We start from the raw sequence: 22079 nt of genomic DNA on the forward strand, positions 1-22079 counted from the left end.
ATGTAGGAATCGCAGCGCTGCCCTGGAATACCGCCTTTGGGCCGCGCCCTAGCGTGTTTGCGGGATGGGCGCGCTCAGCACGACGCAGGTTCCATGCGCGTCCTGCCGCAGTTCGAGCGTGCCGCCGAGCTTCTCTGCACGCGCGCGCATGTTGGCGATGCCGCGCCCTTGTGTGCCAGGCGCCAGGCCGGCGCCGAGGCCGTCGTCCTGGATCTCCAGTCGCAGCAGTCCGCCGGCCTGCTGCAGCCGAAGCTCCACCTGCCTCGCGCGCGCATGCTTCACGATGTTGGTCAGCGCTTCTTGCGCGATGCGCAGTATCTGCAGCGTCGTGTGGGGCGGCACGCCCGGGGCTTCGTCGGGCATGTCGATGGTCCAGGCGGCCCGCACGCCAGCTGCTTCGAGTTCGCCTTGCCAGCGGAACAGGAAGTCGCCAAGGGCGGTGCGCAGGTCGTGATCTTCCGGCGCGAGCGCGTCCAGCGCGAGCCGCATGTCGGCGATGCAGGCGCGCAGCGACTCTTCGATCTGCAGGTGGCTCATGTCACCGCGTTCCACTCGCGACAGCGAGGTGAAGAGCTTCGAGCCGAGGCCGTCGTGGATCTCGCGCATGATGAGCTGCCGCTCCTCGGCGGCGGCGTTCTGCCGCTCCAGCGCCGCCAGACGGAGGTAATTGGCAGACAGGCTGCGCTCCCGGTCGGCCACGCGCGACTCCAGCGATTCGTTGAGCTGCTCCAGCGAGGTGAGCGCTCTCGTGAAGCGCAGCGACAACAGCACGCCCATCGTCAGCAGCAGCAGGTTCGCGGCGTGGTGAAGCAGGAACAGGCGATGCCCCGCCCAACCCGGCAGCACGCGGTCGATGAGCGCCGCATCCCACGTAATCAGGTAGTCGTGCACGCCCGCGAGCGTTGCCAGCGTGAGAACCGTCGGCATGACAGCCGAAGCCCAGGTGCGCTCGCGCCACACGACCCAGAACGAGACGGCGATGATCCCGATGCCGATGGGTATCAGCCCGCCGCTCCAGACGCGGTTGACGAGCGGTTCGCCCGCGGAGCCGGCGAGCAGCAGCCACACCGGGCCGACCAGCCAGTACGCCGCCAGCACGCGTTCGAGCCAGCGATGACGCATGCCGGCGAAGCGCGTGGCGAAGAGCGCCATGACCACAACGAAGCCACCGGTGGCGGCCAGGTAGACGAGCCGCCAGAGCTGCCAGCGCTCCACCGGCACCACCTCGATCACAAAGGTCAGCGTTCGTATTCCCCAGAGCGCGGTCGCGAGCCCGAACAGCCCGTAGAGCACCTCGCCCGGGCGTCGCCACCAGATGAACAGGACGAATGCAGAGACGATCAGGCAGGCCAGCACGGTGAGCTGTGGCGCGGTCCGCACCCAGAACTGGCGGCGGTCGTTCGCCTCGCTCAGCGTGACCAGCGGACCGATGTCCACGCGCGGAAAGCGCAGGCTGTGTTCCCCCAGGGCCGGCACCGCACGCACCATCAGTTCGTTGTCGCCGTCGTGCAGCAGGTTGTCGGGCAAGGGCAGCAGGTGTGGACGCTCCCACCGCACGCGCAACTGGTCCGTCGACTCCGGCACGCTGGCCACCTGTTGGCCGTTGAGCCAGACCTGCCCGCCGCCGTACAGGTAGGGCAGATAGACGGCCCAGGGCCTGGGCGATGCGCTCTCGCGCTTGAAGTCGATGCGGAACCAGGTCGGGCCCTGTGGGGCGGTAGCACCGGGCAGCGTCGCGTTTTGCCACGGAGCATCGGACGCGGGCGGCGTGAGCCCGGAGGCATCCAGGCACAACGCGCGCTGCGGCGATGCGGATTCATTCGCCTGGTCGGCACTCCTTACGTCGGCAGCGCCGGCGATGACCAGCGCCACCAGCAACAGGCACCGCAATCCTGGCCATGTCACAGCAGCCCCATCTGATTGGCCTCGTAGACAGCCTCCCCGCGCGAGTGCACTGCCAGCTTGCGATAGATCTTCTTGACGTGTGCCACCACGGTGTGCGGCGAAATCTCCAGGAGTTGTCCGATCGCGTCGAAGCTCAGGCCCTTGGCCGTCAGGCGCAGCAACTCCGTTTCCCGTGGTGTCAGCACCGCATCGCGCGGGCTTTCGTCACGCAGTTGGGTCGTGGCCGTGCGCATCCGCGCCAGGATGCGACGCGCGATGCCGGGGCTGATGGGCGAGCCGCCCGCGTGCAGTTCATGGATGCTGGTGGCGATGCGGTCAGCGCCCGCATCCTTGAGCAGATAGCCGGTTGCGCCAGCCTCCAGCGCGGCGATCACATGCCGGTCGTCGCCGAACATGGTTATCACAAGCACGTCGCATGCCGAGTGGTGAAGGGCGACATAGCGAATCACCTCGGTGCCGTCCATGTCGGGCAGACCGAGATCGAGCAACAGCACATCGGGTGGTTGTGCCCCCAGGAGCGCCATTGCCGCGGCACCGGTCGAGACCGCCCCCGTGAGTGAAAGCTCCGGGTCGGCCAGCACGGCGTTGGAGAACCGGCGCATGAATTCCGGCTCGTCCTCGACTATCAGCACGCGGATTTTCATTCCCACTCCAGGGTATTCGGGCGCAGTGTACGACTCCATTCTTCGCCTGCGCATGCCGCCGGGCCATAGCGCCTATGCGGTATCGCCGCGCAGCGGAGTCCCGGTTATTTTCGGAAAAAGTCCCAAAGGAGCCGTATGTACCGAACTGAAGATGTCCTGACGCGTGCGCATTCAGCCTGTGGACAGGGCACTGTCTATTGGCTCGGTGAAGGAGGGCGGTCCGCAGATGCGGCATTGCCGACGAGTGCGTTGCCGGTCGGCAAGCTGTGGCCGAAGCTTCCTCTGGAGCAGCAACAGGCCCTGGAGCCATTGGCCCTGGCGGCAGGGCTCGATGTGCACGATCCGGCGCTGGTGGTGCGCGCCTGCGACTGCTCGGGCTTCGTGTGCTGGGCGCTTGGCTTCGCCAGAAAGAGCAATCCTGCGCCTTATACGGACGCTGCCGGATGGATCTACACGGACAGCATCTGGGCCGATGCCATGGGCGCCGGCGTGCGCTTCGAACGCCGGGCCAGGGCGACGCCCGGGGCGCTGGTCGTCTACCCGAAGGCGGGAAGCGGCGAGAACTACGGCCACGTGGGGCTCGTGATGGAGGCCGATGCCGATGGACGCGCTCGCCTGGTGGCGCATTGCTCGGCAGTCAATTTCAAGGTGGCGCCGTTCGACGCCATCAAGATCACCTCGCCGGAACTCTTCGAGCAGCAACCGCGCAGCATCTATGCATGGTGTCGCAGCGTCGTGGGCTGACTTGCTGTCAAGGAGCTCAGGTATCGCTCCACTTGCGAAGCAGGTTGTGATACGTGCCCACCAGCGTGCGGCGTGCCGATTCGTCGGCGCCGCTCTGGTTGAGGCGCTGGATCGCGTTGTCCATGTCGAACAGCAATGCGCGGTCGCCTGCGTCGCGCACGAGGCTCTGCACCCAGAAGAAACACGCGAGCCGCACGCCGCGCGTGATGGGCGTGACCTGGTGCAGGCTGGTGGCGGGGTAGAGCACCATGTCGCCGGCCGCGAGCTTCACGGTCTGCATGCCGTGCGTGTCTTCCATCTGCAGCTCGCCGCCGTCGTAGCTGTCGGCGTCCGACAGAAAGAGCGTGGCCGACAGGTCGGTGCGCAGCTTGCGGCCGGTGCGCGGGTCGATGCGCACGCCGCCGTCCACGTGCAGGCCGAAGCGCATGCCTTCGCTGTAGCGGTTGAACATCGGCGGGTACAGCAGGTTGGGCAACGCCGCGCTGATGAAGGTCGGGTGGCGCTCCAGTGCGCTCGCCACGATGGCCTGGCATTCGTGCGCCACCACCGAGCCTTCGTCGATCTGCTGGTTGAACTTGACCGGCGCGCCCTGGTGGCCCGCGGTGACGCGGCCATCGACCCAGGCGTCGCCTGCCGCATCGAGGCGCGCGCGAACCTGCACGAGCGCTTCGTGGTCGAGGACGCCGGGAATGCAGACCAGCATGTTGTGTCGAATGCTCCTGGGGAAACTCAGAGCCTGTAGGTGAGCGACAGCGTGGCGGCGCGGCCCGAGCCAGGCACCGCACGGCCGCCGTCCGAAGGGATCAGCGCGTCGTAGTAATGGCGGTTGGCCAGGTTGAACAGGTTCAGCCGGATGTCGTACTTGGGCTGATGGTAAGCCACCATCGCGTCGAGCCGGGCATAGCCGCCGACCTGTACGAGATTGGTGTTGTTGGCGAAGCGCTTGGCGCTGTAGGTGGTGCCGCCGCCGATCTCCCATTCGGGCGTGATCGCGTAGGTGGCCCACAGGCTGGCCGCGTCCTTCGGCGTGTTGGCGGGCACCTTGCCGAGCGTACCGGGCGCGATGCCGTCGATGATGGTCGCGTCCAGGTGCGTGTAGGCGCCGAACAGCTGCAGCTTGTCGGTGACGCGGCCCGCAACGCCGGCGCGCGCGCCGTTCACCCGCACCGTGCCGGTCGCGCTGTAGGTGCCGTCGCTGTTCTGCGAGCGTGCATTGGTCTGCGTGATCTGGAAGGCGGCTGCGGTCAGCGAGAGGTTGCCGTCGTTCAGGTCCCACTTGCCGCCGACTTCGTAGGCCTTGTTCTTCTGCGGCGGCAGCGGCTGCGTGCTGCCCGTGGTGGCCACCAGCTGTTCGAGCGAGGGGTTGAACGATGTGCTGTACGACACGTAGTACGACTGCTCGGGCGTCGGTTGCCAGATGGCGCCGGCGCGCACGCTGGTGAAGTCGACGGTCTGGCTTTCGGTGGCGAGCGTGGTTGCGGTCGGAATGCTGTTGTAGATGCTCGCGCGGTAGTGGTCTTGCCGCACGCCGGCCACCAGCTTCCACTGCGGGCTCAGCTCGATGGTGTCGTTCACGTAGCCGGCAACGGTCGTCGCACTCGCGGTGGCCAGGTTGCCGGGCAGCGAGGGCGCGCTGCCCGGCGTGTTGCCCTGGTACGGCGCGAGCAGCGGCGAGCAGGTGGCATAGCCACTGGTGCCGCCAGCCGGGTTCAGCGCCACGCCGGCGCAGGTGCCGTTGCGGTAGTAGGCCTGGTTGTCGTAGGTGTCGTGGCCCAGCTCCAGGCCGGCGAGCAGCGTGTGCCTGATCGAGCCGGTGGTGAACTTGGTGTTGAGCTCGGTCAGGTTGAACAGCGACTTGTCGTGGATCGTGCGGTCGTGGCTTTGCTGGCGCACCCATAGGCTGCTCAGCGGCAGCGAAGAGAACGCAGCGGCCGGCACGGCCGTGGTGCCGGTGGAGAAGGGCGTGAACACGCCCTTGGCCGACAGCGTGCCGATGCTCTGCGGCGCGGTCTCGCGCGCATCGGTGGTCACGTCGTTGTACTGCGTCTGGTTGCGGATCGAGGTATCGGGCGTGAGCTTGTGCTGCACCACCGCGCTGAAGGCCTGGATGTCGGAGATCGTGCGGTCGTCGCTGAAGCCGTAGGCCGTATCGCGGTCGACCTTCACGGGGTGGCCGTTGAGCGGCGGCACGCCGTAGTCGGGCTGGTCGCGGTTGTGCTGCACCAGTGCCGAGAGCGTGACCTGCGTCGGCGTGTTGATGCCGAACTTCAGCGAGGCGTCGAGGCCGAAGTCCTTCAGCTTGGTCTGCTCGCGCGTGCTGGCGTCGCCTTGCTGGCCCATGGCCGCGATGCGGAAGGCCGAGGTGTCGGACAGCGGGCGGTTGATGTCGATGGTCGATCGCACGAGGCCCGTAGTGCTCGCCGACACAGAGACCTCGCCCGCGGGCGTGAGCGACGGCTTCTTCGTGACCTGGTTGATCACGCCGCCGGTGGAGCCGCGCCCGAACAGCATCGACGACGGGCCCATCAGCACCTCGACCGATTCGAGCGCGAAGGTGTCGCGGTAGTACTGGGCGCGGTCGCGGGCGCCGTCCAGGTAGATGTCGGTGCGCGCAGAGAAGCCGTTGAGATTGATGTTCGTGCCGATCTGCCCGCCCTCGGCGCCGCCGATCGTCAGGCCCGGCACGTTGCGCAGCGCGCTCGCGAGCGAGGTCGCGCCCTGGGACTGCATCACCGCCTGGTTGATGACGGTGACGGACTGCGGCGCATCGCGCAGGTCGGCTGGCAGGCGGTTGAGCGAAGACGGGTTGGCGCCGAAGCCGGTCTTGTCCTGTGCGCCCTGGACCTGCACTTCGCGCAGCGTGGCCGGGACGGAGGTGCCGGGTGCGGGCGTAGCGGACGGCGTGGAAGCCGCGGGCTGCGTGGCTTGCTGCTGGGCGAATGCGGTGGGGAGGGACGAAGCGCACAGGCCGATCAGGGCGAGTGCGATGGGCGTGCGGCGACGCATAGGGCGAGTGGAGCGGGTCATCGTGAGTGCCTTGGGGACGATGCAAACGAAAGCAGCATCGGCCGGCATTCTGGCTGCGAATGACTCTTGTTTGAAGCATTCCTCGCCGGGTGTTTGGCTGAGGCGACAGGCTCCTGTCTTTATGTGCGATAGGTCAGGTGGAAGACAGGTTTCGCTGGCTGCCATGGTTGCGTGAAATCGACGCCGGGCCTCGCGCTCGTTCTTTTTTGTAACGTCGCTGCGGCACACTGTCGGGTCGTAGATGTCCCGCAAACAGCTTCTTTTTCGATGACGACCTCCACCACCTCGCTCCAGACTTCCGCAGAACACGTGCGTAGCGCGATCCGCGCCGCCACCTCCGGCCTCGTCGGCCGCGAGCAACTGGCGGAGCTGATCGTGCTCTCTGCCGTGGCGCAGGAGCATCTGCTCGTGGTCGGCCCGCCCGGTACCGCGAAGAGCGCCGTGGTGCGGCGCGTAGCGCAAAGTTTGGGCGGTCGGTACTTCGAATACCTGCTGGGCCGTTTCACCGAACCGTCCGAACTGTTCGGCCCGGTCGATCTGAACAAGCTGCGCGCCGGCACCGTCGAAACCGACGTGAGCGGCATGCTGCCCGAGGCCGACGTCGCTTTCCTCGACGAGGTATTCCTCGGCTCCACTGCCATCCTCAACACGCTGCTGGGCGTGCTCAACGAGCGCCGCTTCCGGCGCGGCCATACGCAGCTGCATTGCCCGCTGCGCGTGTGCGTAGGCGCGGCCAATGCGCTGCCCGACGACGAAGGGCTTGCCGCCTTCGGCGACCGCTTCCTGCTGCACGTCTTCATCGAGCCGCTGCCCGATCACCAGCTTGAAGCGATGCTCAGCGGCGGCTGGCAGTCGGACCACGCGCCCGTGACCACGGGCGGCGCTCTGGCCGATCTCGACGTGCTTTGCCAGCAACTCAGGCAGGTTGACCTGAGTGGCGTGCAGCCGGCACTGGCCAATGCCATCCGCAAGCTGAGGCAGGCGGGCGTGCAACTGTCGGACCGGCGCATCGTCAAGTCGCAGCGCCTGCTGGCCGCGGCTGCCGTGCTGGCGGGCCGGCTCGAAACCACAGAGGCTGATCTCTGGCCCTTGCTCTACGTGCTGCCAACGCAGGAGGCGCAACAGAGCGCGCGCGACGTGCTGCGCGACGCCTTTGCCAACGCCACGCACCCTCATCTGCTGAGCGCGGTGGAAGAAGCCACGTTGCAGCCCCTGTCGCGCGCCGTGCGGCTGGCCGAGACCGCACGCGCCTGCCTTGCGGCGGAGCCCACGTCGGCACGCACCCAAGCCGAGAGCGTGCTGCGCGAGATCGACGCCAACTTCAGCAGCGAGCTGCTGCCGGAATCCCTGACCGCGTTGCGCACACAGCTCGTCGACCGTCTGGCTGCCGCCGCATGAGCGGTGGTGCCGTGAAGCCGTTCGAATGGCGTTGGCGCCCGCGAGCCGAGCCCTTGCCTGCGCAAGCAGCGGTGGCATGGGGTGCAGCCGCGCGCGGATTGCATGAACGGCTGCTGCAACTTGCGCCGGAACAGCAGGTCGGCCTGTCCGCCATGGCCGCACGCGACCTTCTTGTGGTGACAGGCGAGGCTGATGCTCTGCCCTGGGTCGATGGCATCGCCTACGCGGGCCCGACTCCCGAGGCCCCTGGCTTGTGGCTGCCCACGGTCGAAGCGCCCGACCTGCCCCTGGACCTGATCGCACGGAGCCTGCAGCGAGAGCATCCGAAGCGCCAGCCCTTGCTGTTGTGGCCTCGGCCGGCGTTCGTGCTGCCGCTCGACCGGCTGCTGCCGCTGTCGGTCGAATTGCTCGCGCGCATCGACACGCACTGGAGCGGCGCCCGCGCATGAGCACGACCACCGAACTTCCCGATGCCCTGAAGCCATGGAGCCCCTGGCTCGCCTGGTTCGCGCCCGAGATGGCCTCCGAGCTCGGCGCACTGGTGCAGCGCATGCAGCCGCTGCTGGGCCGCTTCCGTGGCCAGACGCGCGGCGGTGTGCCCGAGCCCGATGGGCTCGACGACCTGCGCCGCCGTGGCCCCTACGAGCGCCTGCTCGCTACCGAGTGGTTGCTGGCCGACGAACTGCCCGACGAATTTTTGCGTCGCGCCGCCTCCAGCGAGCATCTGTTCCTGGCGCCGCGTCCGCGGGCACGCGAGGCCGAGAAGAGCATCGTCGCGATCTTCGATGCCGGGCCGCAGCAGTTCGGTGCGCCGCGGCTCGGGCAGCTCGCGCTCTGGATCCTGCTGGCAAGGCGCGCGGCGCAGATCGGCGGCGTGTTCCAGTGGGGCGTGCTGCAGTTGCCGGGCGGTCTGGATGGTGCGGACGATGTGCGGCAATTGCGCTCGCTGCTCAAGGCGCGCGACTTCGACGTCGGCAGCCCCGCGCATGTGAGTGCCTGGCGCGAGGTGCTGGCCGAAATGGAGCACGCGCCGGGCGAGAGCTGGCTCGTCGGCTCGGCGCCGGCGGAGCAAGCCGCAAACGAACGCTGGACCAGTCACCGCGTGTGCCTGCAGCGCGCGGTACTGGGCGACGTGCTCGATGTGTCGCTGAGCGACCGCAGCGGGCTGCGGCGCGCGCAATTGCCGTTGCCGTCGGTGAAGGCCGGCGTGCCGCTGCTGCGTGGCGAGTTCACGCAGAGGGCACCGGACACGTTGCACCGGCGTCATGGCGGCCGTATTTCGCTGCAGCGGCCGCCGATCATTTCTCCGTCCGGCACACACGTGGCGGTGCAACTGCTCGACGAACCCGGCCTGCTGGTGTTCGTCGTGCCAGGTGCGAAGCAGCGCAAGGCGGCCAAGCCCAAGTACCAGTACTGGGGACAAGCGCTCGTGCCGCTGGCGGTCATGCTCCTGGGTAAGCGCACGGGGGCGCTGCTGAGCTATGAACGCTCGATGTACTTCTGGCAGGTGCCCGGGCTCGGCAACTTCGCCGCTCCCGACGCCGAGGAGTTTCGCGCGCCGCCGGGGTTGGCGGTCTGGCTGCCTTCCGCATGGCTGCACGACAGGCAGAACCAGCGCGTCTGCATGATCGACCGCGACGGCAAGCTTGTGATCTGGAACGCGATGCCGGGCGTCAGGCCGGACCCCGAGGCCGGCGCACCGACGCTGGTCGAGAGCAAGGTCGTCGGCATGCTGCAATGGTCGGAACTCGGCGTGGTCTATGCGGCCGTCCATGACAACCAGCTGGTGCTGAGGCGCCTGGGTGCGGTAGACGGGCCGGCATCGGTTCAGGTGATCTGCACCCCCGTCGACGAAACACGCGTGCTCTTTGCCAACGGCTGGCAGTGGCGAAGCGGCTTGGGCGGTATGGCCCTGCGCGTCGCGACAGAGCCCCACGACGTCTGGCGCATCCATCAACCCGATCCGGCATCTGTTGGCGGACAGCACGGCCGGTATCCACAGAAGTGGAAGACCTTCGAGATCCGCGCCCCGCGCGCCCTGGCGCTGATCGACGACAGCACGCACGGCCGTTACGCGCTGCTGAGCCTTTCGCCGTCGCTCGACGGGCTGGACCTGCATGCGCAGAACGGTACCGAAACCATCTACAAGGCGCCCGAGCGCATCGAGAAGATCAGCGTGTGCCCCTGCACGGGCCTGGCTGTCATGCTGACCGTGCACAAGAAAATCATCGTCTACGCGGTGCCCCAGCGGGCCTTGCGTGCGGTGCTGCATGGCGAAGGAGCGAGCGATGCCAGCGCAGCCTGAGTTCCTTGCAATGCCCGCTGCACAGGTGCGTCACCCGTTGCTCAAGGGGCGGCAGCCGGTAGCAGGGCTCTGGTTTTCGTCGGACTGGTTCGACGAGGCCGCGCGCGCCCGCCGCATCGTCGACGCATGGCGCGCCGGCGCGCAGGCGTTCCGCTTCGCCGAAGGGGATCTGCTGCGTTTCGCAGCCCCGGTTTCGCTCGACTGCGATCACGCCACAGGCTGGCCGTTGCGTCGGGAAGGGCAGGCGCTTTGCTCTGCCGAACTCGACCCTGCCGAGCGCGCCGGGTTGCCGCCGGCCGACGTCTGGCTCGTGAACGGCGGCGAGGTGCTGGCCCTGCGGCTTGTGCAGGCCGAGCCGCTCGATCCATCACTGTGGCTGGCCCCCGGCCCGGTCCTGTTCGACACCTTCGATTGCCGCGAGACCTTGCCCGAACCTGTCGTGCTCGATGCCGATGGACTCACGCTGCGCGAGGTGCTCGGCGATGCCGTACCGCCGGCCAGCGCAGCGCAGGCCGAATTCCTCAAGGCGTTGGCCGAGCGTGCGCAACGGGAGAAGGTCTTGAAGCAGGTCAATGCTGGACAGGGCGCGAACCCCGGCAGCGGCCGTCATCGCGGCGGTGGAGCGGGCATACCGATGCGCATGGTGGCGTGGCTGGCCGGCATCGCGGCGGCGTTGTTTTTCGCGCGTGCGTTATTCAACGCGCTGGAAAGCCCGTCGACCTCGGCGGGGGCGCAGACCAGGGCCCATGCGGCGACCTCGCAGGTCGATACGTCTTCGCTGTGGGTGTCGTTGATCGTGTTCGGGCTGGCGTTGTTGCTGGCGTGGTGGGGACTTCGCAAGAACGCCGGCGACGCGGCACGCGCACCCAGTCGCACCAAGCCGCGCCCGGGTGCTCGGTCGCCGAAATCGCTCAAGCAGCGCGGTACCGCGCAGCCGGGCCGTTCACGCTGGCGCGACTGGATGGCCCGTCTCGCGATCACGTCGCGTCTGTCGCGTCTGCTGGGCCGCCAGCAGGCCGCGTACCTGAGCCGCATGCTGAAGATGTTCGACGACGGCGACCTCGAACAGGCACTGCGTCACGCGATTCCGCTGGGCGGCGATGCGCAGTCGCTCGGGCAGGCCTTCGGCACGCCGGGGCCGCGCAACGACCTGTCGCTGAGCGGTTCGCTGGGGCAGAACTCCAGCATCAGCCTCGGCAACGATTTCGAGGCCCATCTGCGCCAGCTCTATCGAAAGACCTACGAGAAACTGGACCGCGAAGGTCGCATCGACGAGGCCGTGTTCGTACTGGCCGAGTTGCTGCAGGCGCGCCAGGAGGCCCTTGACTACCTCGAGAAGCACCAGCGCCATGCGCAGGCCGCCGAACTCGCGCTGGCCTGGGACTGGCCGCCCGCCGTCATCGTGCGCCTGCTGTGCCTGGCCGGCGACTGGCGCCGAGCTCTGGCCGTGGCGCGGCGCGACAACGCATTTGCCAGCGCCGTGCTGCAGATGCAGGAACGATGGCCCGACGCGGCCAACCGCCTGCGCGAGGAGTGGGGCCAGGCGCTGGCGCAGCAGGGCGAGTGGCTGAAAGCGGTTGACGCCGTATGGCCGGTGGCCGCATTGCGCGAGCAGGCTGCCACCTGGCTGCTGGCCGCGGAGGCCGCGGGCGGACAGCTTGCGGCTCGTGCGTTGGTGCAGCGCGCACTGCTGCTGCCAGACACCCTGCAAGCCTGCGCGGCGCGGCTTCAGTCACTGCGCGACGATCCGCTGCTGCACGGCGAACGCGCGGCGCTGGCTGTTGCGCTGAATGCGGCATCGGGACACACCGACGCCTCGCGCGGATTGGTGGCCGTGCTGATGCCCGCGTTGCTGGCCGATCAGTCCCAAGGGCTGGGCCGGCTGGACAAGAAAGCGCTGCAGTCGCTGATGCGGCTGAATGCCGACACGCTGCTGCAAGCCGACCTTCCGGGTGGCGAGCTACCCGGCATCGAGGCCAAACCGCTCGCAAAGCAATCGACGATGCCGATGTTCGAGGCGCCTGCTGCGGGCGTGCATGCGGTACTCGACGCCGTGCTGCTGGACGAAGGCCGCTACCTCATCGCAACCGGCGAGGCCGGTGCGGTCATGACCGACAACACAGGCCGCGTGCTGGCGCGCTTTGCTGTGCCGGCGTACCGGCTGGTCGTGGCGCACAGTGGACAACTCGCGCTGGCGCTGGCGCAGCGCGACGGCCTGTGGCGCGTGAGCCGGATCGACCTCGTGCAGCGGCAGGTCAGCGACCTTGGGTTGAGCGAAATCGACCATTTCGCCGGCGAGTTCGACGGCATCGGCTGGACGGTGGCGCGCGGGCGGCGTATCCAGGTCATCGACACGGGCAGATCCCTGCAGGACGTGCTCTGGCAGGTGAGCGACCTGCCGGGCGTGGTGACGGATCTGTTGGTCACGCGCGAGGTGGAGCAGTTCATTGTTGACGATGAGAGCCTGGGGCCATGCCTTTGGCGCTATCAGTGTCCGCAGCGTCGCCTGTTGAGCCGTGAGCCTCTGGCGATCTCGGCCAGGGAGTTGTCGCGGCGGCTGCTGCATCCGCAATCGATTCCGCTGAGCTTGAGCGGCGAGCATGTAGAAGACGGGCGCTTTGAATTGAACTGGTTGGGGCCGGGCGGGATGAACGGCCGCGTTCGCTTCTCGACCACGGACGCCAGCGAGTTGCAGTCGTGGATTGACCGCGACTGGCTGGTGTTGCGGCCGTCCGATGCCCCGCGTGACGTGCTGCTGTATCAACTGCGTGGCGGGAGCGTGGGGGCGTCGGTTGCTTGGCCTCTCGACGCGGGGGTGCACGCCCGTCCCGTCACCAACGGCTGGCTGCTCTTCGACGATCAGGGCCGCGTGCTGCACCTCGACACCGAGCGCAGCACGACGACGGGCTTCGCCATCCGCTGACTTACTTCCAGGGCGTAGGCGCCGGAATCTCGCACACCGGCTCCACGTCGATGCTCTTGAAGTCCGCTGGCGAGACGATTTCCAGGTACTCCATGTCGGGCGAGTAGTCGAACAGGAAGTGCCGGATGCCCGGGCGCTGGTGCACCACGTCGCCGGCCTCGACCAGCGTTTCCTTGTCCTCGTACATGAAGCGGGCCCAGCCCTTGACCATGATCACGATCTGGAAGTCCGCCTCGTGGCGGTGCCAGCCGGTGCCCGTTTCCGGTGCCATGTTGGCCTTGACCAGATGCGCGATCACCTTGCCGTTGGTGGCTTCGGCGATGCCCAGGTCGCGATAGAGAAAAAAGTCACGCAAACCACCCGATACGAACTCTGTGTCGCCGGGCTTCACGTGGGAGAACTGGGTGGCGGTACGGTCCAGCATGGGGCGCTCCTTCGCAGGTGGTTGTGTGGTGCGGTGCAGCACGCATAAAGCGTTCCCGGGGGCTGGCGACGGGCCCGGATTCAGCGGCCAGCGAAACCGTCGGTCGCACGCAGCAGCCGGTCGAGGATGCCGGGCTCCGAATAGGCATGCCCTGCGCCCTCGACCAGATGGAACGCGGCTTCGGGCCAGGCCCTGTGCAGCGCCCAGGCGTAGCGCGCGGGGCAGGGCATGTCGTAGCGGCCGTGCACGATCACCCCGGGAATGCCGTGCAGCCGGTGCGCGTCGCGCAGCAACTGGCCTTCTTCGAGCCAGGCGTCGTGCACGAAGTAGTGGTTTTCCAGCCGCGCGAAAGCCAGCGCGAAATGGTCGTCGGCATGCGCTTCGGCAATCGCCGGGCTCGGCAGCAGGGTGATGGTTTCGGCCTCCCACACGCTCCAGGCGCGCGCCGCCTCGATGCGCGCTACCGGATCGTCGCCGGTGAGTCGCTTGCGGTAGGCCGCGATCATGTCGCCGCGCTCGGCCTCGGGAATGGGAGCCTGGAACTTCTCCCACTTGTCGGGGAACATCTCCGACACGCCGAACTGGTAGTACCACTGGAGCTCTGCCCGGGTCACGGTATAGATCCCGCGCAGCACCAGTTCGCTCACGCGCTCGGGGTGCTTCTGCGCGTAGGCGAGCGCGAGCGTCGACCCCCACGAACCGCCGAACACCAGCCACCGGTCGACACCGGCGCGCTCGCGCAGGCGCTCGATGTCGGCGACCAGATGCCATGTGGTGTTGGCCTCCAGGCCGGCGTGCGGCACAGACCGGCCGCAGCCGCGCTGGTCGAACAGCATCAGGTCGTAGCGCGCCGGATCGAACAGCCGCCGGTGTTCAGGCGAGATGCCGCCGCCAGGGCCGCCATGCAGGAACACCGCGGGCTTGGCGCCGGGCGTGCCCGCGCGCTCGTAGTAGATCTGGTGGCCGTCGCCCACGTCGAGCATGCCGTTTTCGTACGGTTCGATTGGGGGATACGGTTGGCGCAGTTCGGTCATTGGAGGGGGCCTTTGCCTGTCGATGATTCAGGATGAATGGTCGCACGAAGGGGCTATCCGGAAGCGCTGCTTGACGGGCCTGCAGGCCTTCCAGATACTCAACCGCATGGTTCACTCAGCTGCCCACCCACACGCCGACGCCCTCGACGCAGTCTTCGCCGCGCTCTCCGATTCCACGCGGCGCAAGGTGCTCGAAACCCTGGGCGAGCGCAGCCTCAGCGTGACCGAGTTGGCCGAGCCGCACGGCATGTCGCTCACAGGCTTCATGAAGCACCTGCGCGTGCTTGAAGACGCGGGCCTCATCTCTCGCACGAAAGAAGGCCGCATCGTGCGCTGCGAGCTGTCGCCCCGGCCCATGCAGGAGGCTGCCGTGTGGCTGTCTCGTTACGAGAAATTCTGGACCGGGCGCCTCGATGCACTGGCGCGCTTTCTCTATCACCAGGAGGAGACCGAATGGCAAACCCTTCCGCCCGAGACGCCGCCGAGCGCCCCTCGCTCACCCTCCGCCGGCACTACCGCGTCGCGCCCGACAAAGTCTGGCGCGCGTGGACCGACCCGCAAGCGCTGAAGCTCTGGTTCGGGCCCGAGGAGATCGTCTCGGTACCCATCGCCGAGGTCGACCTGCGCGTGGGTGGGCGCTTTCGCGTGGCCATGCTGGCCAACGACGGCGAAACGCACGACGTGAGCGGCACGTACCTCGAAGTGGTTCCGAACCGCAAGCTGGTCTTCAGCTGGGCATGGCGCAGCACGCCCGAGCGCGAGTCGCGCGTCACCGTGCGCATCGAGCCCGATGCCGAAGGCTGCGAACTGGTGCTGCTGCACGAGCAGTTCTTCGACGAAGCCGCGCGCGATGCCCACAACCACGGCTGGAGCGGCGCGCTCGTCAAGCTGGAGGGCTGGCTAAGCCTCGCTGCCTGAAAAAATGAAGAACACACCAGCCCCGGACCGCGCCACGGTGCGCGAATGGACCGGCCTGGCGGTCATCGCGCTGCCGTGCATGCTCTATTCGATGGACCTCACGGTGCTGAACCTCGCGATCCCGTCGATCAGCGAAGACCTCAAGCCCACGGCCTCGCAACTGCTGTGGATCGTCGACATCTACGGTTTCTTCGTGGCCGGCCTGCTGGTCACCATGGGCACGCTGGGCGACCGCATCGGCCGGCGGCGGCTGCTGCTGATCGGCGCGGCGGCGTTCGGCATCGCCTCGGTGCTGGCGGCGTTCTCGACCAGCGCCAGCATGCTCATCGCCACGCGGGCGCTGCTCGGCGTGGCGGGCGCGACGCTGGCGCCTTCCACGCTCTCGCTCATCCGCAACATGTTTCTCGACCCGGGGCAGCGCACCGTGGCCATCGGCGTGTGGATTTCGAGCTACTCAGCCGGTGCCGTCATCGGCCCGGTGCTGGGCGGCGTGCTGCTGCAGTTCTTTCCGTGGGGCTCGGTGTTCCTGATCGGCGTGCCGGTGATGGTGCTGCTGCTGGTGCTCGGGCCCTTGCTGTTGCCCGAGTACCGCGACCCCGACGCGGCCCGGCTCGACCTGGCCAGCGTTGCGCTGTCGCTGGGCGCGGTGCTGCCGATGATCTACGGCGTCAAGCAGATCGCGGAGCACGGCATGCATGCGATACCGGTGCTGTCGATCGTGCTGGGGCTGGTGCTCGCAGCGCTGTTCGTGCGCCGGCAGAAGCGGCTGGCCGACCCGATGATCGACCTGCGGCTGTTCAGCCTGCCGGCCTTCAGCGTTTCGCTCGGCTCCTACATGCTGGCCTGCTTCGTGATGTTCGGCATCTTTCTGTACAACGCCCAGTACCTGCAGTTGGTGCTCGGCATGTCGCCGTTGCATGCGGGCCTGTGGAGCATGCCGGGCGCGGGCGCCTTCATCGTCGGCTCGATGGTCGTGCCGGCACTGGTGCGGCGCATGCGACCGGCCTTCGTGATGGGCGGCGGGCTGGCAGTGGCGGCGCTGGGTTTCGGCATGCTGGCCGTGCTGCCCGCGCAGGATGGGCTGGCCTGGATGGTGGGCAGCGCGGTCATCTCCTCGCTCGGGTTGGCCCCGGTGTTCACGCTGGCGACCGATCTGGTGGTGGGCAGCGCGCCGCCGGAGCGCGCGGGCGTGGCCTCGGCGATCTCCGAGACCAGTTCGGAATTCGGCGGTGCGCTGGGCATCGCGATCCTCGGCAGCATCGGCGCGGCCATCTACCGCAACACCATGGCCGATGCCGTGCCGATGGGCCTTGCGGGCCCGGCCGAGGTGGAAGCCGCCCGCAGCACGCTGGGCGGCGCGGTCGTGCTGGCCGGGCAGCTTGGCGGGAGCGCGGGCGCCGAACTGCTCGAGGCGGGCCGCGAAGCCTTGCTGCATGGCCTGCGCCTCACGGCCGGTATCTGTGCGGCGGTATTGCTGTTCGTAGGCGGGCTGGTGGCCGTGCGCCTGCGCGGCGCGGGAGGTGCGGTAGCACCCGAAACCCCGGGTGCCGCCGCATTGCCGGAGCGTTGACGAAACCCCATACTGGGGCTTCCACGACGCGATCACCGGAGCCTTCCATGAGCAACGAACTGCGCAAGAAGCTGCACGACCTGGCCGAACTCTGCGAGAACGCCCCCGACCCGCAGACCAAGGCCATCATCGAGGCGATCCGGCTCCAGACTGCGGTGCTGAACGAACGGCTCTTCTCCATCGAGCTGCAGGTGGGCGCGCTGACCAAGCGCCTGGAAAACACGACCGACTGAGGGGCGGCCGCTTTGTAGGGATAATCCCCGCCATGAGCGGCAACACCTTCGGAACACTCTTCGCGGTCACCAATTTCGGCGAGTCGCATGGCCCGGCCATCGGCTGCGTCATCGACGGCTGCCCCCCGGGCATGGAACTCAGCGAGGCCGATATCCAGGGCGACCTCGATCGCCGGCGCCCCGGCACCAGCCGCCACGTCACTCAACGCAACGAGCCCGACGCGGTGCAGATCCTGTCGGGCGTGTACGAGGGCAAGACCACCGGCACCCCCATCGCACTGCTGATCCAGAACACCGACCAGCGCAGCAAGGACTACGGGCAGATCGCCCAGCAGTTCCGCCCCGGCCACGCCGACTTCACCTACTGGAAGAAATACGGCATTCGCGACCCGCGCGGCGGCGGGCGCTCTTCGGCACGGCTGACCGCCCCAATGGTCGCGGCCGGCGCGGTCGCCAAGAAGTGGCTGGCCGAGAAGTACGGCATGGTGTTCCGCGGCTGCATGACGCAGATCGGCGAAATCGCCATTCCGTTCGAGAACTGGGAGCACGTGCCCAACAATCCCTTCTTCGCCCCCATCGCCGACGTGAGCGCGCTGGAAACCTACATGGACCGCTTGCGCAAGGCCGGCGATTCGTGCGGCGCGCGCATCCGCGTGACTGCCACCAACGTGCCGATCGGCCTCGGCGAGCCGCTGTTCGACAAGCTCGATGCAGAGATCGCCTACGCGATGATGGGCATCAACGCGGTGAAGGCGGTCGAGATTGGCGCCGGCTGGGACAGCGTCACCCAGCGCGGCACCACGCACGGCGACTCGATCACGCCAACCGGCTTCGTCACGAACAACGCGGGCGGCATCCTCGGCGGCATCAGCTCGGGGCAAGACCTTGAAGTGAGCATCGCGATCAAGCCCACCAGCTCGATCATCAGCCCGCGTCAGTCCATCGACATCAACAACAACCCCGTCGAAGTCGTCACCAAGGGCCGCCACGACCCGTGCGTCGGCATCCGCGCGACGCCCATCGCCGAGGCGATGCTGGCGCTGGTGGTCATGGAGCACGTGCTGCGCAACCGCGCGCAGTGCGGTGACGTGCAGGCGCAAGCCGGCAAGACCGAGGCCGCGTCACCGCAGGCGTCCTTCCTGTAGTGTCCGCCCCGCCACCAGTGGCCGCCGCACGCGGCCACATGCTGGCATTCGCTGGTCTGTCGGCCAGCTATTTCGCGCACATCGGGTTCTTCAACCCGTACCTGCCCCTGTGGCTCAAGGATTTGGGGCTGCCGATCTTCACCATCAGCCTGCTGGCCTCGGTGCAGTCGATCACGCGGGTGTTCGCTCCCTATGCCTGGGGCGCGCTCAGCGACCACACGGGCCAGCGCGTGAAGCTGCTGCGCTTCAGCGCGGCGGTGGCGCTGCTCAGCTCCTTCGGGCTGTGGTGGCACGGCGGCGCCTGGTGGCTCGCGCTGGTGCTGCTCGTGATGTTCACCCACACCAGCTCGATGATGTCGCTCACCGAAGCCGCGATGGCGCAACTGGTGGCCGGCGACTGGGGGCGCTATGGGCGCATCCGGCTGTGCGGATCGGCCGGTTTTCTGCTCACGGTGTTCGTGGCGGGCGAGTGGTTCGAGCGCTTCGGCATGAAGCACTTTCCGGCCTGGGCCGCGGGCACGCTGGCCATCGTGCTGATCGCGACGATGAAGCTGCCCGACGTGCGCGAGCCGCCAGCGGCGCACGACGCAGTGAAGGAGCCTATCGGGCCTGTGCTGCGCAACCCGGCGGTGCAGTGGTTCTTCGCGGCGCTGTTCTTCCAGGTGATGTCGCACTTCTCGGTGTACGCCTTCTTCTCGCTGTACCTCGATTCGATCGGCTACGGCAAGAGCACCATCGGTCTGCTGTGGGCGCTGTCGGTGGTGGCGGAAATCGTGTGGTTCTTCTTGCAGGGCCGGCTCATCGGCCTGATGCCGATGCCGCGCTGGATGCTGGTGTGCGGCATTGCGGCCGTCGCGCGGCTGGGGCTGACCGCAGGGCTGGGTGGCTGGATTGCGGCGCTCGTCGTGGCGCAGTGGCTGCATGCACTGAGCTTCGCGGCGCATCACACGACCTGCATCGCGGTGGTGTCGCGCCGCTTTCCCGGTCATCTGCGCGGGCGGGGGCAGGCGCTGTTCACGGTGATCGGCTATGGCTTCGGCGGCGTGCTGGGCGTGTTGCTCGGCGGCGCGGTCGCGCAGGTCTTTGGCTATCGCACGATGTTCACGGCGGCGGCGCTGCTGGCTGTGCTTGGCAGCCTTTGTGCGTGGCGAGTGGTGAGGCTGGATCGGATGGAGCGCGCGGCCAGTAAGAAGTAGGGCCTGACGGGGAAACAATGTGTCATGGGCCTTGCATGCGCATGTCACCGCAGCTTTCTACGCTGCGAGCTTCGCAATTTCTCCTCCTTTTCCATGTCCGTTTCCGACGACCCGCGCGGCGCCCGCACGCCGCGCATTGCTTCGCCTGCCGAATCGAATGATTTCAAACAGAACAACAACACGCCGCCGCGCCGCCAGGTGCTCAAGCTCGGCGCATCGCTGCTGACCGTTGGCGGCAGCAGCGCCTTGCTCGCGGCCTGCGGCGGTGGTAGCGGCGGTTCACCCGCCTTGGGCCCGCTGCCGGCGCCTGCACCCGCCCCGGCATCGGCGCCGCCGCCCGCTCCGCCGGCCGTCGCAGCCAAGATCTCAAGCTTCGCGCTCGCCGTGATGCCCGACACGCAGTTCTATGCACGCTATGCCACTGCCGAGGAGAGCGATCAGTACGACAAGCGCTTCGGCAGCGCACCCTTCGCTGCCCAGACGAAGTGGATCGCCGCCAATGCCAAGGCGCTGAACATTCCCTTCGCCATCCACCTTGGCGACGTGGTCGACCAGGTCGGCAAGCCCGATCAGTGGAAGGTGGCCGATGCCGCGATGAAGGTGCTCGAAGACGCGAAGCTGCCCTACAGCGTGCTCGCCGGCAACCATGACGTGATGAAAGACATCGACTACAGCATTGACCCCGTCGGCGGCACCGATGCCAGCCGTACTCCCGCCAACGAGCCCTACATCCAGTGGTTCGGCGCGGAGCGTGCGAAGCAGCAGGCCACCTTCGGCGCGCGCGACCCCAGCGGTTTCCACGAGTACCACGTGTTCGAGGCGCAGGGCCAGAAGTTCATGGTGCTGTCGCTGTCATGGCGTATCTCCGACGCAGGCATCGCCTGGGCCCGCCAGGTGATTGCGAAGAACCCGACGTTGCCCGTCATCCTGGTGAACCACCAGTTGCTCAACATCGCGCCCGACGGCACCAGCCCGCTCGAGACCGACTACGGCAAGATGCTCTGGGAAAAGCTGATCCGCGACAACGACCAGATCTTCATGACGCTCAACGGCCACCACCATGGCGCGGCGCATCTCACGAAGGTCAACGACTTCGGCCGCAAGGTCGAGGAGATGGTTGTCGACTATCAGATGGCCTATCAGGGCGGCAACGGCCTGATGCGCCTGTACGAATTCGACCTGACCAACAAGAAGATCAAGGTGCTGTCGTTCTCCCCGTGGGTGCCGCAGAAGCCGGCAGCCACGCTCAACAGCTTCGACCAGGCCGTGCTCACCACGCCCAATGAGGCTTTCGTCATCGACATGGATTTCGCGCAGCGCTTCGCGGGCTTCAACAAGAGCTTCGGCACCGGCAGCGCCACCATCGACAGTTCGCTGGTGGACAAGGCTCGCGCGATGATTCTCGCCAACTACAAGGATCCGGCCACGGTCGAACAGCGGCCCGCCGCGAACTCGGATGACTACCCCAAGGTGGCGAACACGCTGGCGCATTGGCGCTTCTTTGGCGGCACAGTCAATCAGCCGGTGCTGCCGGGCACTGTTGTGGCCGACGTCACGGGCAACAACCCGCTGCATCGCGACGCACTGAATCAGGGTGGCGTGGTAGGTGCTGCCGACGGCGACATCGTGTGGACGGATGACCGCCACTACCTTTCCGCCGCACCCGGTTCGGTGCGCTTCCTGAACACCAATAAGAACACGCCGCGTCTGAGCTATTTTCTCACCGACACGACTGCGCCGATCAACGCGCAGACGCTGGAAAGCGGCTACACCATCGAAGCCTTCATCAAGATCGACAAGAGCTGGACCAGCAGCAACCAAGCGTGGATGAACATCATGACGCGCGACGGCCGTCGCGGTGACCTCGCGGGCTATTCGGGCGGCGACCCGGAATCACCGCCCATGCTGTTCGCCATTTCGAGCCTGCGCGAAGTGCAGTGGGAAGTGGTGCCGAGCCCGGCTGGTACTCGCGAGCCGAAGGCCAACTGGTCGGGCGAGGTCATTGCGGACCGCTGGGTGCACGTCGCGATCGTCAACGACCCGGTTTCGCACGACACCACGATGTACGTCGAAGGCGCGCCAGTGCTGCGCAACGCCGCGGCCATCCCCGGGCTGGCCACGCTCTCGGCCACATCGCCATGGGTGGTGGGCGGCGGCTCATGGGACGGTGCCCGTGCTGACGGCTTCTTTGGCAACATCGGCGAAGTCCGCGTCGTTGCGGCGGCATTGACGCCAACGCAGTGGCTCACGGCACGCAAGCCGGCCTGAGCCCCCTTGGCGCGGAAAGGCCGGCTTACTTCTTCTTGCCGGCCTTTCCCGCCTTCGCTGCTGTCTTCGCGGGACCCTTGCCGTTCCCCTTCTCGAAGATCGCAAAGTACTCCGAAGCCAGTTTGCGCAACGACCGCCCGATGTTCGGGTAGTCGTATTCATCGAGGTTGGCCAGCGATACGCGCCCTGACGCGTGCTTGCCGCCAAAGCCCCGGCCCGGCAGCGGCCTTGTCACCGCATAGCCAAAGGCGAGCACCAGAAATAGCGCAATTCGGGCTCGCTTTTCAGTCTTCCGACCAGTGCTCACTCGTCACGGGCCGAGCCTTCTCCGGCATGGCAATTGAT

The 22079-nt window shown here is 67.4% G+C and carries 19 protein-coding genes; 12 read left to right on the forward strand and 7 right to left on the reverse strand.

Annotated features, from left to right (window positions below):
* Positions 1 to 48: 48 nt before the first annotated feature.
* Both ACSFCA_RS33770 and ACSFCA_RS33775 read right to left on the reverse strand, forming a co-directional pair.
* The gene (locus ACSFCA_RS33770; RefSeq protein WP_435477471.1) at positions 49 to 1905 is read right to left on the reverse strand and encodes a sensor histidine kinase; all 1857 of its coding nucleotides are present in this window, start codon (positions 1903 to 1905) and stop codon (positions 49 to 51) included.
* Positions 1902 to 2549, reverse strand: coding sequence for a response regulator (locus tag ACSFCA_RS33775; RefSeq protein WP_435462558.1), 648 nt, complete (start codon positions 2547 to 2549; stop codon positions 1902 to 1904). Before ACSFCA_RS33775 ends, ACSFCA_RS33770 begins: the two co-directional genes overlap by 4 nt.
* Before the next feature lie 234 nt (positions 2550 to 2783).
* Between ACSFCA_RS33775 and ACSFCA_RS33780 the strand changes: the two genes are divergently transcribed.
* Positions 2784 to 3293 (forward strand): CHAP domain-containing protein, encoded by a 510-nt coding sequence (locus tag ACSFCA_RS33780; protein WP_435462559.1) that lies wholly within the window; start codon positions 2784 to 2786, stop codon positions 3291 to 3293.
* A gap of 16 nt (positions 3294 to 3309) precedes the next feature.
* On the opposite strand, the gene ACSFCA_RS33785 is transcribed toward ACSFCA_RS33780, so the two are convergent.
* Both ACSFCA_RS33785 and ACSFCA_RS33790 read right to left on the reverse strand, forming a co-directional pair.
* Positions 3310 to 3996, reverse strand: coding sequence for a Fe2+-dependent dioxygenase (locus ACSFCA_RS33785; protein ID WP_435462560.1), 687 nt, complete (start codon positions 3994 to 3996; stop codon positions 3310 to 3312).
* 26 nt (positions 3997 to 4022) lie between these two features.
* Positions 4023 to 6320 carry a TonB-dependent receptor gene (locus tag ACSFCA_RS33790; protein WP_435462561.1) on the reverse strand — a complete coding sequence of 766 codons (2298 nt, stop codon included), beginning with the start codon at positions 6318 to 6320 and terminating at the stop codon, positions 4023 to 4025.
* Between the two features lie 267 nt (positions 6321 to 6587).
* Here ACSFCA_RS33790 and ACSFCA_RS33795 point away from each other — a divergent pair, with 267 nt between their 5' ends.
* From ACSFCA_RS33795 to ACSFCA_RS33810, 4 genes are read left to right on the forward strand one after another with little or no spacing between them, the layout of a single operon-like run.
* Positions 6588 to 7718 carry an AAA family ATPase gene (locus ACSFCA_RS33795; protein WP_435462562.1) on the forward strand — a complete coding sequence of 377 codons (1131 nt, stop codon included), beginning with the start codon at positions 6588 to 6590 and terminating at the stop codon, positions 7716 to 7718.
* Positions 7715 to 8167, forward strand: coding sequence for a bpX5 domain-containing protein (locus tag ACSFCA_RS33800; protein ID WP_435462563.1), 453 nt, complete (start codon positions 7715 to 7717; stop codon positions 8165 to 8167). Before ACSFCA_RS33795 ends, ACSFCA_RS33800 begins: the two co-directional genes overlap by 4 nt.
* On the forward strand, positions 8164 to 10023 hold the full coding sequence (locus ACSFCA_RS33805) for a hypothetical protein (protein WP_435462564.1): 1860 nt from the start codon (positions 8164 to 8166) through the stop codon (positions 10021 to 10023). The genes ACSFCA_RS33800 and ACSFCA_RS33805 overlap by 4 nt, the downstream gene beginning before the upstream one ends.
* Complete coding sequence (locus ACSFCA_RS33810) at positions 10007 to 12946, forward strand: bpX6 domain-containing protein (protein ID WP_435462565.1); 2940 nt, start codon at positions 10007 to 10009, stop codon at positions 12944 to 12946. Before ACSFCA_RS33805 ends, ACSFCA_RS33810 begins: the two co-directional genes overlap by 17 nt.
* A gap of 1 nt (position 12947) precedes the next feature.
* Here the strand turns inward: ACSFCA_RS33810 and ACSFCA_RS33815 are convergent, their stop codons facing one another.
* Together ACSFCA_RS33815 and pip are read right to left on the reverse strand one after the other, a co-directional pair.
* Positions 12948 to 13370, reverse strand: a complete 423-nt coding sequence (locus tag ACSFCA_RS33815) for a cupin domain-containing protein (protein ID WP_093081559.1) — start codon at positions 13368 to 13370, stop codon at positions 12948 to 12950.
* A gap of 80 nt (positions 13371 to 13450) precedes the next feature.
* Positions 13451 to 14404, reverse strand: coding sequence for a prolyl aminopeptidase (gene pip, locus ACSFCA_RS33820; RefSeq protein WP_435462566.1), 954 nt, complete (start codon positions 14402 to 14404; stop codon positions 13451 to 13453).
* A 106-nt stretch (positions 14405 to 14510) separates the two neighbouring features.
* Between pip and ACSFCA_RS33825 the strand changes: the two genes are divergently transcribed.
* The 7 genes from ACSFCA_RS33825 to ACSFCA_RS33855 all read left to right on the forward strand — a co-directional run bounded on the left by ACSFCA_RS33825 (position 14511) and on the right by ACSFCA_RS33855 (position 21734).
* On the forward strand, positions 14511 to 14972 hold the full coding sequence (locus ACSFCA_RS33825; RefSeq protein WP_435462567.1) for an ArsR/SmtB family transcription factor: 462 nt from the start codon (positions 14511 to 14513) through the stop codon (positions 14970 to 14972).
* On the forward strand, positions 14858 to 15322 hold the full coding sequence (locus ACSFCA_RS33830) for an SRPBCC family protein (RefSeq protein WP_435462568.1): 465 nt from the start codon (positions 14858 to 14860) through the stop codon (positions 15320 to 15322). Before ACSFCA_RS33825 ends, ACSFCA_RS33830 begins: the two co-directional genes overlap by 115 nt.
* Before the next feature lie 4 nt (positions 15323 to 15326).
* Positions 15327 to 16892: an MFS transporter gene (locus ACSFCA_RS33835; protein ID WP_435462569.1), complete on the forward strand. Its 1566-nt coding sequence runs from the start codon at positions 15327 to 15329 to the stop codon at positions 16890 to 16892.
* Between the two features lie 47 nt (positions 16893 to 16939).
* The gene (locus ACSFCA_RS33840; RefSeq protein ID WP_093050601.1) at positions 16940 to 17125 is read left to right on the forward strand and encodes a hypothetical protein; all 186 of its coding nucleotides are present in this window, start codon (positions 16940 to 16942) and stop codon (positions 17123 to 17125) included.
* A 32-nt stretch (positions 17126 to 17157) separates the two neighbouring features.
* Positions 17158 to 18270 carry a chorismate synthase gene (gene aroC, locus ACSFCA_RS33845; protein ID WP_435462570.1) on the forward strand — a complete coding sequence of 371 codons (1113 nt, stop codon included), beginning with the start codon at positions 17158 to 17160 and terminating at the stop codon, positions 18268 to 18270.
* On the forward strand, positions 18270 to 19466 hold the full coding sequence (locus tag ACSFCA_RS33850) for an MFS transporter (protein ID WP_435477472.1): 1197 nt from the start codon (positions 18270 to 18272) through the stop codon (positions 19464 to 19466). The genes aroC and ACSFCA_RS33850 overlap by 1 nt, the downstream gene beginning before the upstream one ends.
* A 93-nt stretch (positions 19467 to 19559) precedes the next feature.
* Positions 19560 to 21734, forward strand: a complete 2175-nt coding sequence (locus ACSFCA_RS33855) for a LamG-like jellyroll fold domain-containing protein (RefSeq protein WP_435462571.1) — start codon at positions 19560 to 19562, stop codon at positions 21732 to 21734.
* A gap of 25 nt (positions 21735 to 21759) precedes the next feature.
* On the opposite strand, the gene ACSFCA_RS33860 is transcribed toward ACSFCA_RS33855, so the two are convergent.
* Positions 21760 to 21990, reverse strand: coding sequence for a hypothetical protein (locus ACSFCA_RS33860; protein WP_435462572.1), 231 nt, complete (start codon positions 21988 to 21990; stop codon positions 21760 to 21762).
* Positions 21991 to 22079 lie beyond the last annotated feature (89 nt).

This window comes from Variovorax multivorans (assembly GCF_051216835.1).
Classification (GTDB): domain Bacteria; phylum Pseudomonadota; class Gammaproteobacteria; order Burkholderiales; family Burkholderiaceae_C; genus Variovorax.

Excerpts from the sequence above, each read along its gene's own strand:
- ACSFCA_RS33775 (WP_435462558.1), bottom strand. The coding sequence starts at position 2,549 with ATGAAAATCCGCGTGCTGATAGTCGAGGACGAGCCGGAATTCATGCGC.
- ACSFCA_RS33785 (WP_435462560.1), bottom strand. The coding sequence starts at position 3,996 with ATGCTGGTCTGCATTCCCGGCGTCCTCGACCACGAAGCGCTCGTGCAG.
- ACSFCA_RS33790 (WP_435462561.1), bottom strand. The coding sequence starts at position 6,320 with ATGACCCGCTCCACTCGCCCTATGCGTCGCCGCACGCCCATCGCACTC.
- ACSFCA_RS33795 (WP_435462562.1), top strand. The coding sequence starts at position 6,588 with ATGACGACCTCCACCACCTCGCTCCAGACTTCCGCAGAACACGTGCGT.
- ACSFCA_RS33800 (WP_435462563.1), top strand. The coding sequence starts at position 7,715 with ATGAGCGGTGGTGCCGTGAAGCCGTTCGAATGGCGTTGGCGCCCGCGA.
- ACSFCA_RS33805 (WP_435462564.1), top strand. The coding sequence starts at position 8,164 with ATGAGCACGACCACCGAACTTCCCGATGCCCTGAAGCCATGGAGCCCC.
- ACSFCA_RS33810 (WP_435462565.1), top strand. The coding sequence starts at position 10,007 with ATGCCAGCGCAGCCTGAGTTCCTTGCAATGCCCGCTGCACAGGTGCGT.
- ACSFCA_RS33815 (WP_093081559.1), bottom strand. The coding sequence starts at position 13,370 with ATGCTGGACCGTACCGCCACCCAGTTCTCCCACGTGAAGCCCGGCGAC.
- pip (WP_435462566.1), bottom strand. The coding sequence starts at position 14,404 with ATGACCGAACTGCGCCAACCGTATCCCCCAATCGAACCGTACGAAAAC.
- ACSFCA_RS33825 (WP_435462567.1), top strand. The coding sequence starts at position 14,511 with ATGGTTCACTCAGCTGCCCACCCACACGCCGACGCCCTCGACGCAGTC.
- ACSFCA_RS33830 (WP_435462568.1), top strand. The coding sequence starts at position 14,858 with ATGGCAAACCCTTCCGCCCGAGACGCCGCCGAGCGCCCCTCGCTCACC.
- ACSFCA_RS33835 (WP_435462569.1), top strand. The coding sequence starts at position 15,327 with ATGAAGAACACACCAGCCCCGGACCGCGCCACGGTGCGCGAATGGACC.
- ACSFCA_RS33840 (WP_093050601.1), top strand. The coding sequence starts at position 16,940 with ATGAGCAACGAACTGCGCAAGAAGCTGCACGACCTGGCCGAACTCTGC.
- aroC (WP_435462570.1), top strand. The coding sequence starts at position 17,158 with ATGAGCGGCAACACCTTCGGAACACTCTTCGCGGTCACCAATTTCGGC.
- ACSFCA_RS33855 (WP_435462571.1), top strand. The coding sequence starts at position 19,560 with ATGTCCGTTTCCGACGACCCGCGCGGCGCCCGCACGCCGCGCATTGCT.